Source organism: Streptomyces thermodiastaticus (genome assembly GCF_014656135.1).
Classification (GTDB): domain Bacteria; phylum Actinomycetota; class Actinomycetes; order Streptomycetales; family Streptomycetaceae; genus Streptomyces; species Streptomyces thermodiastaticus.
The window spans coordinates 83,342-95,638 of record NZ_BNBV01000016.1; the positions used below are offsets into that span (position 1 = coordinate 83,342).

Consider the following 12,297-nt stretch of genomic DNA (forward strand, 5'->3'; position numbering starts at 1 on the left):
AGCCCGCCGCCCCGCCGGGGCGAGGCGGCGTCAGCTCCCGGCCGGCTGCCAGGCCGTCCTCGGCAGGGCCTGCGGCAGCGCCCCGTACCACAGCCGGGCCACGGTGCAGCCCGCGGCCAGGCACAGGGCGCCGCCCGCCGCGTCCAGCCAGAAGTGGTTGGCGGTGGCGACGATCACCAGCAGGGTGACCGCGGGGTACAGGGCGGCCAGGACCCGAACCCACGGAATCCTGGTCAGCGCGCACACCGTCAGCCCGCACCACAGGGACCAGCCGATGTGCATGGAGGGCATCGCGGCGTACTGGTTGGACATGTGCTGCAGGTCGCCGGAGGCCATCGACCCCCAGGTGTGGTGCACCTGGACGGTGTCGACGAAACCGGCGCCGGGCATCAGGCGCGGCGGGGCCAGTGGGTAGAGCCAGTAGCCCAGCAGGGCCAGCGCCGTGGCGGCGAAGAGGGCCAGACGGCTCGCCGCGTAACGGCCGGGATGACTGCGGAAGAGCCAGACCAGGACGCCGACCGTGACCACGAAGTGCAGCGTGGCGTAGTAGTAGTTCATCCCGACGATCAGCCAGGTCACCGAGTTCACCGCGTGGTTGACGGTCTTCTCCGCGGCGATGCCCAGCTGCTGCTCGGCATGCCACACCCGGGCGGCGTTGGCCAGAGCCTTGGCCTTCTGCTCCGGGACCGCGTTGCGGATCAGCGAGTACGTCCAGTAGCTGACCGCGATCAGCAGGATCTCGAACCACAGACGGGGAGGGCGCGGGGTGCGCAGCCGCCGGCGGCTGGGCGTGACCGGCTCGTTCCCGGGGACCTGTGTCACGGTCGTGTCGCCCATGGGCACAGAGTGTGCCAGAAGCGCGCCCCGGCCCAGCAGATGACGGGTCGTGATCCGGTCAGCGCGGGACCGAGGCCGTGGAGCCGCGCACCACCAGCTCGGGCATGAACACGAATTCGCTGTGCGGGGCGGGGGTGCCGGCGATCTCCTCCAGCAGCGTGCGCACCGCGGCCTGCCCCATCGCCGGGACCGGCTTGCGGACGGTGGTCAGCGGCGGGTCCGTGAAGGCGATCAGGGTGGAGTCGTCGAAGCCGACGACGGACACGTCCCGCGGCACCTGAAGGCCCTGCTGCCGGGCCGCCCGTATCGCGCCGAGCGCCATCATGTCGCTGGCGCAGACGATGGCCGTGCACTGCCGTTCGATCAGCGGTGTCGCGGCGGCCTGGCCGCCCTCCAGGGTGTACAGGGAGTGCTGGATCAGCTCCGCCTCGACGGTCTGCGGGGACAGGCCGAGCTGGTCCTGCATGGCCTTGACGAATCCCTCGATCTTGCGCTGCACCGGTACGAACCGCTTCGGGCCGAGCGCCAGGCCGATCCGGGTGTGGCCCAGCGAGACGAGGTGGGTGACGGCGAGGGTCATGGCCGCGCGGTCGTCGGGGGAGATGAACGGGGCCTGCACCTTCGGGGAGAAGCCGTCGACCAGCACGAACGGCACCTGGCGGGCGCGCAGGCGCTCGTAGCGCTCCATGTCGGCGGTGGTGTCCGCGTGCAGCCCTGAGACGTAGATGATGCCCGCGACCCCACGGTCCACCAGCATCTCGGTCAGCTCGTCCTCCGTGGACCCGCCGGGGGTCTGGGTGGCCAGCACCGGGGTGTAGCCCTGCCGGGTGAGTGCCTGGCCGATGACCTGCGCGAGCGCCGGGAAGATCGGGTTCTCCAGCTCCGGGGTGATCAGCCCCACCAGGCCCTCGCTGCGCTGCCGCAGCCGCACCGGGCGCTCGTAGCCCAGCACGTCGAGGGCGGCCAGCACGGACTGACGGGTGGTGGCGGCGACGCCGGGCTTGCCGTTCAGGACCCGGCTGACGGTCGCTTCGCTCACCCCCGCCTGCGCGGCGATGTCGGCAAGCCGTGTGGTCACACCAGGTGACTGTACCGGCCGCGCGCCTGCTCGCGCACCGCTCGGACGCCGGGGGCGGGCGGCGGGACGTCCTGCGGCGGGCTGGTGCGTCATCGCGCTCCCTCGTGCGCTCGGCGGCAAGTTCTTGCAGAGTCTTGCACAAGACGATCCCGCCGTGCGCTGTTCCCGAACACAATGGTCTCGCAGTGGTCTCGTCTCGGTCGAGGGACGGTCACGCCCGGGTGGCTCCGAAGATGTCTTGCGGTTTTTTTCTGCAAGGTCTTTCGTCCGCGTTGCTTCGCTGTTACGTTCACGTCGCCCGACGGCAGTGGGAAGCGGTCGGCACGACTCGGGCTTTCACCCTCAAGGAGAACTCATGCGGCGTGGCACAGCGGCCACCGCGCTGGTGGCGTTCCTCGCCCTCGCGGCGACGGCCTGCGGCTCAGACGGCAGCGGCAGCGGCAAGTCCGGCGGTCCCGTCACCATCACCTGGTGGGACACCTCCAACGCCACCAACGAGGCGCCGACGTACCAGGCCCTGGTCAAGCAGTTCGAGGCCACCCACAAGGACATCAAGGTCAACTACGTCAACGTCCCCTTCGACCAGGCGGAGAACAAGTTCGACACCGCCGCCGGCGCCAAGGGCGCCCCGGACGTGCTGCGCTCCGAGGTCGGCTGGACGCCCGCGTTCGCCAAGAAGGGCTACTTCCTGCCGCTGGACGGCACCGAGGCGCTCGCCGACCGGGACGCGTTCCAGCCCGGCCTGCTCCAGCAGGCCCAGTACGAGGGCAAGACCTACGGCGTGCCGCTGGTCACCGACACCCTGGCCCTGGTCTGGAACAAGGACCTCTTCCGCAAGGCCGGGATCAGCGAGCCGCCCCGGACCTGGGACGAACTCAAGGCGGACGCCGCGAAGATCAAGGAGAGGACGGGCGTCGACGGCTTCTGGGGATCGGAGAAGGGCTACTACGCCCAGCCGTTCCTCCACGGCGAGGGCACCGACACCGTCGACGCCGCCGCCAAGAAGATCACCGTGAGGTCCGCGCCCGCGAAGAAGGCGTACGGCACCTGGCTCAGCCTGTTCTCCGGCAAGGGCCTGCACAAGGCGGACACCACCGCCGACTCCTACGCCCACCGCCAGGACGCCTTCGTGAACGGCAAGGTCGCCATGACCATCGAGGGACCCTGGGAGATCACCAACTTCTACAAGGGCAGCGCCTTCAAGGACAAGAACAACCTCGGCATCGCCACCGTCCCGGCCGGCTCCACCGGCAAGGCCGGCGCACCGACCGGCGGCCACAACCTGTCCGTCTACGCCGGCTCCGACAAGGCCCACCAGCAGGCGGCGCTGACCTTCGTGCGGTTCATGACCTCGGCGAAGGCCCAGGAGACCATCGCCCTGAAGAACTCCACGCTGCCGACCCGCGCCGACGCCTACACCGACCGGGTCAAGGCCGACCCGGGCATCGCCGGCTTCCAGAAGGTGCTGCCCGCGGCCCGGCCCCGCCCGGAACTGCCCGAGTACAGCTCGCTGTGGACGCCGCTCGACACCGAACTGCCCAAGATCGCCGACGGCAAGGAGTCCCTGGACAAGGGACTGGACAACGTCGAGCTGGCGATCAGCAAGCTGGTCCCGGACTTCACCGAGTGACGCCGCGGGCCGCCGGATCCGTGCCGAGGAGGGGAGGATCCGGCGGCCCGGCGACCGAGTGCCCCACCCGCCACGTCCCAGAAGGTGTCGAACCATGACCGTCGCCGTAGAGAGCGCGACAGCCCGGCTCCCAGGAGAGCGCGGCCGCCGCCCGGGGCCGCTGCAGCGCCTTCGCCGCAGCTGGGAGAAGCACTGGTACGCCTACGCCATGATCGCCCCGGTGGTCGTCGTGCTCGGCGTCCTGGTGGGCTACCCGCTGGTGCGGGGCTTCTACCTGACGCTGACCGACGCCAACAGCCTCAACTCGGCCCGCACCATCGGCGTCAACCACATCGACGCCACCTACACCTTCATCGGGCTCGACAACTACCGGGACATCCTGTTCGGCCCCACCGCCTACGACCGTTTCTGGTCGCACTTCGTGTGGACGGTGGTGTGGACCGCGCTGTGCGTGCTGCTGCACTACACCATCGGCCTGGGCCTGGCGCTGCTGCTGAACCGGAAGATGCGCGGCCGCACCGTCTACCGGCTGCTGCTCATCCTGCCCTGGGCGGTGCCCACCTTCGTCACCGTCTTCTCCTGGCGGGTCCTGCTCGCCGACTCCGGCGCACTCAACCAGCTCCTCGGCCATCTGCATCTGCCGCAGCCCAACTGGCTGGAGGACACCTTCTGGCAGCGGTTCGCCGCCGTGATGGTGAACACCTGGTGCGGGGTGCCGTTCATGATGGTCTCGCTCCTGGGCGGCCTGCAGTCCATCGACACCAGCCTCTACGAGGCCGCCGAGATGGACGGTGCGAACGCCTGGCAGCGCTTTTGCCATGTGACCCTGCCGGGCCTCAGGTCGGTCAGCTCGACCGTGGTCCTGCTCGGGGTCATCTGGACGTTCAACCAGTTCAACATCATCTTCCTGCTGTTCGGCCAGACCAGCGCCCCCGACGCGCAGATCCTCGTCACCTGGGCCTACCGGCTCGGCTTCGGCCAGCAGCCGCGGGACTACGCGCAGTCCGCCGCGTACGGCGTGCTGCTGCTGTCGGTCCTGACCGTCTTCACCTCCGTCTACTTCCGCTGGCTGAAGCGCAATGACCAGCTCGCCGTCTGACGCAGGAGCCGCCACGATGAGCACCACGACTGTCTCCCCGGCCGCCTCGCCGGCCGCGTCCGCGACGGCGGCCGGCGCCTCCCGGCGGCGGGTCCGGCGACGCGGCCGGTCCTCACCGCTGAGCCGCACCGTCACCCACGCCCTGCTGATCCTGGCGAGCCTGGCCGCCACCGCTCCGGTCGCCTGGCTGATCTATCTCTCGCTCGGCCCGGACAAGAACGACTACCTGCATCCCGGCGGCATCGCGTCGAAGGCGGCCTTGACCAACTACGCGTTCGTGCTGCAGCACACGAACATCGTCCACTGGCTTGCATCCACGCTGATCGTCGCGCTGGGCACCGCCCTCGTCGGCGTCGCCTTCGCCGCCACCACCGGCTATGCCGTCTCCCGGATGCGGTTCCCCGGCCACCGGCCGCTGATGTGGGTGCTGCTGCTCACCCAGGCGTTCCCGATCGCCGTGCTCATCGTGCCGATGTACGAGATCTTCTCCGAGCTGGGTCTGATCGACACCTACGGCGCGCTGATCCTCGTCAACTGCTCGACCGTCGTGCCGTACTGCGCCTGGCTGATGAAGGGCTACTTCGACACCGTCCCGGTGGAGATCGACGAGGCCGGACGGGTCGACGGCCTCAGCCCCTTCGGCACCTTCGTGCGGCTGATCCTTCCGCTGGCCCGGCCGGGCCTCGCGGTCGCCGCGTTCTACAGCTTCGTCACCGCCTTCGGCGAGGTCGCATTCGCCTCGACGTTCCTGCTGGACGACGACAAGTACACCTTCGCGGTCGGCCTGCAGACCTTCGTCAGCGAACACGACGCGCAGTGGAACTACATGGCCGCCACCGCGGTGTTGATCGCCGTGCCCGTGACCGCCTTCTTCTACCTTGTCCAGAAACATCTGGTGACCGGCCTCACCGCGGGCGGCACCAAGGGCTGAGGGCACACCGAAGGGCCCGGTTCCCGCGCGCGCCCGCGCGCGCCCGCGCGCGCCCGAGCGCGCGCGGGCGGCCGCGGTGGCCGTACGGCCGCACCGCGGCCGCCCGCACACCGCGGCCCTTGCGCCCGTTCTTCCGTCCCTGTCCGACCACCGTTACGTATCAAGGACGCCATGAGCCAGCAGCATCAGGCCGCCGAGGCCCCCCGCTCCGCCGTTGCCGCCCCGCGCCGTGACTGGTGGCGGGACGCCGTGATCTACCAGGTCTATCCGCGCAGTTTCGCCGACGGCGACGGCGACGGCATGGGCGACCTGAAGGGCATCCGCTCCCGCCTGTCCTATCTGCGCGACCTCGGGGTGGACGCCGTGTGGCTCAGCCCCTTCTACGCCTCCCCGCAGGCGGACGCCGGCTACGACGTCGCCGACTACCGGGCCGTCGACCCGATGTTCGGCACCCTGCTCGACGCCGACGCGCTGATCCGCGACGCCCACCGGCTGGGCCTGCGCGTCATCGTCGACCTGGTGCCCAACCACTCCTCCGACCAGCACGAGTGGTTCAAACGCGCCGTCGCCGAGGGCCCCGGGTCCCCGCTGCGCGAGCGCTACCACTTCCGCCCCGGCCGGGGCAGGAACGGCGAACTGCCGCCCAACGACTGGGAGTCCATCTTCGGCGGACCGGCCTGGACACGGCTGCCGGACGGCGAGTGGTACCTGCATCTGTTCGCCCCCGAACAGCCCGACTTCAACTGGGAACACCCGGCCGTCGGCGACGAGTTCCGCTCCATCCTGCGCTTCTGGCTGGACATGGGCGTCGACGGCTTCCGCATCGACGTCGCCCACGGCCTGGTCAAGGCCGAGGGGCTGCCCGACCTCGGCACCCGCGACCAGGTGAGACTGCTGGGCAACGACGTCATGCCGTTCTTCGACCAGGACGGTGTGCACGAGATCTACCGGCAGTGGCGCCGGGTGCTCGACGAGTACGCGGGCGAGCGCGTCTTCGTCGCCGAGGCGTGGACGCCCAGCGTCGAGCGCACCGCCCTGTACGTCCGCCCGGACGAACTCCACCAGGCCTTCAACTTCCAGTACCTGTCGACCGACTGGGACGCGGCCGCGCTGCGGGCGGTCATCGACCGCACCCTCGAGGCCATGCGCCCGGTCGGCGCCCCCGCCACCTGGGTGCTGTCCAACCACGACGTCACCCGCCACGCCACCCGCTTCGCCAACCCGCCGGGCCTGGGCACCCAGATCCGCACCGCCGGTGACCGCGCCCTCGGCCTGCGCCGGGCCCGTGCGGCCACCCTGCTGATGCTGGCCCTGCCCGGCTCGGCCTACCTGTACCAGGGCGAGGAGCTGGGGCTGCCGGACGTGGTCGACCTGCCCGACGAGGTCCGCCAGGACCCGGCGTACTTCCGGGGCGCCGGCCAGGACGGCTTCCGCGACGGCTGCCGGGTGCCCATCCCCTGGACCCGCTCCGGCCCCTCCTACGGCTTCGGCAGCAAAGGCTCCTGGCTGCCGCAGCCCGCCGAGTGGGCCGAGCTGAGCGTCGAGGCCCAGCAGGGCGTGCCCGGCTCCACCCTGGAGATGTACCGCTCCGCGCTGGCCGCCCGCCGCGCCCACCCCGACCTCGGGGCCGGGGACGCCGTGGAATGGCTGCGCGCCCCCGAGGGCGTGCTCGCCTTCCGCCGCGGCGGCTTCGTGTGCGTCGCCAACACCACGGGCGAGTCGGTGACGTCGCCGGCCCACGGCCGGGTCCTGCTGGCCAGCGGCGAGGTGACCGAGGCCGAGGGGGAGGTGAAGGTGCCGTCGGACACGACGGTGTGGTTCACGACGGCCTGAGCAGTCCACCAGGCGCCTGAGCGGGCGAGCGTTGCAAGGACTTTCGTCTTCTTTTCACCCGCCGCGGGGTCCGCTGCTCCCTCGGCCGCACGGACCCCGCGGACGGGTCGTGCCCGCATGTCGCCTTTCCGGCCTGCGCTGTGCGGAAGTCGCCTGGCTTTTCTGACAGGTTCATGTCTGGAGTATTGACCACCGGTAGCGACGCTCGTACGGTCGGCTGCACGCGCTTCGCTGAAAGCTTGCAGCAACTCCTTCCATCACCCTCGTCCGTCTCGTCCGACGACCCTTCCGACGGAGAAGGAACTCCCACATGGCCAGCAGAACGCTCTCGGGCGCGCTCGCCCTGGCGGCCGCCGCGACGGCCGTCCTCGCCGCTCCCGCCGCAAGCGCCCACGCCTTGCCGCCCGGCACCAAGGACGTCACCGCCGTCCTCTTCGAGTGGGACTACGCCTCCGTGGCCACGGAGTGCACCAGCACCCTCGGCCCGGCCGGATACGGCTACGTCCAGGTCTCCCCGCCCGCCGAGCACATCCAGGGCCCGCAGTGGTGGACGTCGTACCAGCCGGTGAGCTACAGGATCGCCGGCCGGCTCGGCGACCGCGCCGCCTTCCAGTCCATGGTGAACGCCTGCCACGCCGCCGGGGTGAAGGTGGTCGTCGACACGGTGATCAACCACATGTCGGCGGGCAGCGGCACCGGCACCGGAGGCTCGTCGTACACCAAGTACGACTACCCGGGGCTGTACTCGGCCCCGGACTTCGACGACTGCACCTCGGAGATCAACAACTACCAGGACCGCTGGAACGTCCAGCACTGCGAACTGGTGGGCCTCGCCGACCTCGACACCGGCGAGGAGTACGTGCGCCGGACGATCGCCGGCTACATGAACGACCTGCTCTCCCTCGGCGTCGACGGCTTCCGCATCGACGCGGCCAAGCACATCCCCGCCGAGGATCTCGCGAACATCAAGTCCCGCCTGAGCGACCCGAACGCCTACTGGAAGCAGGAGGTCATCTACGGCGCCGGCGAGGCCGTCCAGCCCGGCGAGTACACCGGCACCGGCGACGTCCAGGAGTTCCGCTACGCCTACGACCTCAAGCGGGTCTTCACCAGTGAGAACCTCGCCTACCTGAAGAACTACGGCGAGGACTGGGGCTACCTGAGCAGCAAGGTGGCCGGTGTCTTCGTCGACAACCACGACACCGAGCGCAACGGCTCCACGCTGAACTACAAGGACGGCGCCACCTACACCCTGGCCAACGTGTTCATGCTGGCCTGGCCGTACGGTGCCCCCGACATCAACTCCGGCTACGAGTGGTCCGACCCGGACGCCGGCCCGCCCGGCGGCGGACACGTCGACGCCTGCTGGCAGAGCGGCTGGAAGTGCCAGCACAAGTGGCCCGAGATCGCCTCCATGGTCGCCTTCCGCAACGCCACCCGCGGCGAGCCGGTGACCGACTGGTGGGACGACGGCGCGGACGCCATCGCCTTCGGCCGGGGCAGCAAGGGCTTCGTGGCCATCAACCACGAGTCCTCCACCGTCGAGCGCACCTACCAGACGTCCCTGCCCGCCGGCACCTACTGCGACGTGCAGAGCAACACCATGGTGACGGTGGACTCCGCCGGACGGTTCACCGCCGCACTCGGCCCGGACACGGCGCTGGCCCTCTACGCCGGCAAGCCGAGCTGCTGACGCCGAGCCGCTGAGCGGATGTCCCCGGACGGGCCCACGGTGCGGTGCGCCGTGGGCCCGAGCCGTGTCCGCGATGCCACGTCGTGGCCCGAGGGCGGACCGAGCGGAGCAATCGGGCATGCGTGCGCCCCGGCCCGCGCCGACGCTGGCTGCATGAGCATCCGTCCCTGGGTCGTCGTGGAGGCGCCGGACGGCCGCGGCCTGCGCCGGGTCACCGTGAACGGCGCGGACGCGGGCAGCGCCTGGTCGCTGCGGGAGCTGCGCGCCCTGCTGGACCGCCTCGGCCACCCGGGCGTGGACGTCGAGGACCCGGCGTCGGTGCACTGGCGCGGAGGGGACAGCACCACCTGGCCCGACCGGCCCGTCGGACGGCGGCTGACCGGGCTGATCGTCCTGGCCGGGCTGCTCGCCTCCGCGGTCCTCAACGCGGTGATCGGCTGGCCGGACGCCTCCGGCGCGCTGACGTTCGCCCAGCGGGTGACCGGAGCGTTGTTCGTCCTGTCCGCCCTGGTGCTGGTGGCGGCGGCCCTGTCGGTGCCCGACCACTGGGGCAGACGGCGCTCGTCCGTCTCCGGGGCGCTCGTCCTGCTCGGTGTGCTCATCACACTGGCCACCGACGTCCTGCTCGTCCTGCTGTGGCTCGACGAACGGCAGTACACGCCCTACCTGCTGGCGTTCATGCCGCTGCTGTGCTGGTCGGCGTGGGCGCTGCGCCTGCTGCTGAAGGACCGGCCGTGGAGAGGGATGCCGCTGCCCAGGACGTTCGCGACCGGGGTGTTCGCCTCCGCCGTCCTCACCGCTGTCAGCCTCGCGTACTCCACCCTCTACCAGCCGACGGTCGCACCCATGCACTTCGCCCTGTCGGCGAAGTTCGGCACCGCGCGGGCGGACCGCCGGGTGCCGTTCGTGCAGGTGCCGCTGACGGTGTCCGTGAAGAACACCGGAGCGTACCCGGCGTACGTCGTCGTCGACGACTACACCGTCTACGGCAGAACCGCTCAGTACACCGACCAGGGATCGTTCTCGGCGGAGAAATGGAGGAAGAGCATCGACGAGGACGGCGAGGAGGAGGCGGAACGCCACGTCGACCGGCTCGCGTTCACCCGCATCAGCAGCGGGCGGATCTACGAACCCGGCACCCTGCTGGAGAGCGGCCAGTTGGACACCCGGGAGCATGTGTTCCAGATCCCCCTGGACGCACCGTACGACCTGCTCTACGTCGATCTCCAGCTCACCTGGATGCGCAAGGACCGGGGACAGATCGACGTGGATGAATTCAGAAAACAGCGGGCGTCCTGGCGGGCGAGGACCGATCCGCCCTGTATCGCGGGCGGGTGCGGTGACCGGATCGTGTATCTCGGCGCGGTGCGCCACAACAACAACCTGGTCAATGTGACCCGCGCGCAGCACTACGTGCTCGCGACCTGGTCCCCGCTGGCCACCCCCGCATACTCCATCTCCTCCTACCACCTGGGCGGGAAGAGCATCGACCTCGCGGAGGAGAAAAAGGACCTGGCCCGGTTCGGTGTCTCCACCGTCCAGGCGCACGCCGAGATCTCCCTCGCCGAACTGCTGAAGTCGGTCACAGCTCCTCGGCCTTCCTGACCCAGGACCCCGACGGCACGCCCCGGTCGTCGAGCTGCCGGGCGGCCTGCAGGCAGTGCAGCGCGGGCTTGCCGAGCGTCGCGAACAGCCGGTCGGCCGGCACCGTCGCGGCCAGCTGCGGCACGAGCCGTTCGACCTCCACCGGGGTGTCGGCGTACTCGTCGTTCCGCAACTGGGTGAGCACGTCCAGGACGTCGTTGCCCATGTCCTTCGCCTTCCAGAAGTCCTGGACGCCCTCCGCGTTCCACTTCTCGGGGAGCAGACCGCTCAGGTTCTTGCCGAGTGTCTCCTCCGGCGCGGAGCCGAAGACGGCGTTGGTGCACACCTCGGCCGCCGTGCCGAGCGGGACGTCGGGCAGGCCCTCGGCGGCGAGCGTCTTCTCCAGCTCCTTCTCCATCCGGTCGATCTGCCCGGGCACCTTTTTGCGTGCCGTGTCGCGCTCCTCCTCCGAGGCGTCGGGGTCCTCGGCCTTGGCCAGAGTCGTGCCGGCCTGGTGCGCACTCTGCGCCGTCTCCTTGCGTCCCTCGTCCGGGGTGCCGGGGGAGCCGGCGGCGGACGCCGCGACCGCCACGGACCGCGCGGCGTCCAGCATGTGCGTCTGCGGGCTGCGGGCGGCGAGCGTGTGGCCGCCAGGTGCGCCGCTCACGGCGGTCAGTGCGCCGCTCGCCGCTCCGGCCAGGTCGTCGCGCAGCCCGCCCGGCGTCCGGTCGTCGGCGATCACGGGAAGCACGGACGCCGTGTGCTCGGCGACGAAGCCGACCGTGCGCCGTTCCCCCTGCGGCAGGCCCGGCCGGCTGCCGGCGTCCAGCACCCCGGTCACCTGCCGGACCAGCCCGGTCAGCTGTTTCCGCACCTCGGCGGGGGTTCCGGGATCGGCGACGGCCTTCAGCGCGACTGTCACCGCCTGCGCGCTGCGGACGACCGCGTCACGTTCCTGCGGCGGGGTCGCCGGGTCCTCCACGGCCCGCAGGGCGGCGGTCAGCCGTTCGACGCTGGGCGCCAGGTCCCCGGGGACCTCGTCCTTCAGGCCGTCCAGGCCCGCCGTCACCTCGCCGGCCGCCTCGATCTGCTGTTCCGCCGCGGACGACGCGGTGTCGTCTCCCTGGGGGCCGGACGGCTCACCGGTGGGCGAGGTGCCGTCCGGGCCCTGCGTCTCGCCCGGATCCGTGGGTGTCTCCGGCGGCGGCTCGGACGGCGGCGCCGAGGGCGTGGTGTCCGGGGTCGACGGGCCGGACGGCACAGGTTCGGGGGGAGGATTCGGAGGAGGTTCGGACGGCGGCGGCTCGGGCGGCGGGGGCTCGGTGCCCGCGGGCAGGTCCACCGCGGGCGGCGGGCCGTGACCCACCGGGGCGGCGGACGTGACGGGACCCGCGCTCAGTGCGAGCACCGCGGTCAGGGCGAACAGGCCGGTCAGGCGGGCGGCACGTCGCCGTGGGGTGCTGGCCATCATCGATCCGTGGGGGCTGCGGCACGCAGGACCGACCGGGGCAGGAACCGGAAACGCCGCCCGGCTCCCCGGCCGCATGTCCACGCTCACTCCGCCGACGGCACCGCGCAACCCGGCCGTTCCCGCACCGCGGGACCGCGCACC

Annotated in this window: 9 protein-coding genes; 6 read left to right on the forward strand and 3 right to left on the reverse strand. The window is 71.1% G+C overall.

Features of this window, described 5'->3' with window-relative positions:
* Positions 1 to 30: 30 nt before the first annotated feature.
* Together IE286_RS16155 and IE286_RS16160 are read right to left on the reverse strand one after the other, a co-directional pair.
* On the reverse strand, positions 31 to 837 hold the full coding sequence (locus IE286_RS16155) for a phosphatase PAP2 family protein (protein WP_189797430.1): 807 nt from the start codon (positions 835 to 837) through the stop codon (positions 31 to 33).
* 58 nt (positions 838 to 895) lie between these two features.
* Positions 896 to 1,915 (reverse strand): LacI family DNA-binding transcriptional regulator, encoded by a 1,020-nt coding sequence (locus IE286_RS16160; RefSeq protein WP_189797431.1) that lies wholly within the window; start codon positions 1,913 to 1,915, stop codon positions 896 to 898.
* A gap of 355 nt (positions 1,916 to 2,270) precedes the next feature.
* Here IE286_RS16160 and IE286_RS16165 point away from each other — a divergent pair, with 355 nt between their 5' ends.
* The 6 genes from IE286_RS16165 to IE286_RS16190 all read left to right on the forward strand — a co-directional run bounded on the left by IE286_RS16165 (position 2,271) and on the right by IE286_RS16190 (position 10,706).
* A complete protein-coding gene (locus IE286_RS16165; RefSeq protein ID WP_189797432.1) occupies positions 2,271 to 3,545 on the forward strand; it encodes an extracellular solute-binding protein in 1,275 nt (424 codons plus the stop codon).
* Between the two features lie 94 nt (positions 3,546 to 3,639).
* Positions 3,640 to 4,644 carry a carbohydrate ABC transporter permease gene (locus IE286_RS16170; protein WP_189797433.1) on the forward strand — a complete coding sequence of 335 codons (1,005 nt, stop codon included), beginning with the start codon at positions 3,640 to 3,642 and terminating at the stop codon, positions 4,642 to 4,644.
* Between the two features lie 16 nt (positions 4,645 to 4,660).
* Positions 4,661 to 5,575 carry a sugar ABC transporter permease gene (locus IE286_RS16175; RefSeq protein WP_189797434.1) on the forward strand — a complete coding sequence of 305 codons (915 nt, stop codon included), beginning with the start codon at positions 4,661 to 4,663 and terminating at the stop codon, positions 5,573 to 5,575.
* Positions 5,576 to 5,746: 171 nt separating this feature from the next.
* Positions 5,747 to 7,408 carry a glycoside hydrolase family 13 protein gene (locus tag IE286_RS16180; protein WP_189797435.1) on the forward strand — a complete coding sequence of 554 codons (1,662 nt, stop codon included), beginning with the start codon at positions 5,747 to 5,749 and terminating at the stop codon, positions 7,406 to 7,408.
* A 310-nt stretch (positions 7,409 to 7,718) separates the two neighbouring features.
* Positions 7,719 to 9,101, forward strand: coding sequence for an alpha-amylase (locus IE286_RS16185; RefSeq protein WP_189797436.1), 1,383 nt, complete (start codon positions 7,719 to 7,721; stop codon positions 9,099 to 9,101).
* Between the two features lie 153 nt (positions 9,102 to 9,254).
* A complete protein-coding gene (locus tag IE286_RS16190) occupies positions 9,255 to 10,706 on the forward strand; it encodes a hypothetical protein (RefSeq protein ID WP_189797437.1) in 1,452 nt (483 codons plus the stop codon).
* Here the strand turns inward: IE286_RS16190 and IE286_RS16195 are convergent.
* On the reverse strand, positions 10,684 to 12,153 hold the full coding sequence (locus tag IE286_RS16195; RefSeq protein ID WP_189797438.1) for a hypothetical protein: 1,470 nt from the start codon (positions 12,151 to 12,153) through the stop codon (positions 10,684 to 10,686). The genes IE286_RS16190 and IE286_RS16195 overlap by 23 nt on opposite strands.
* Between the last annotated feature and the right edge of the window lie 144 nt (positions 12,154 to 12,297).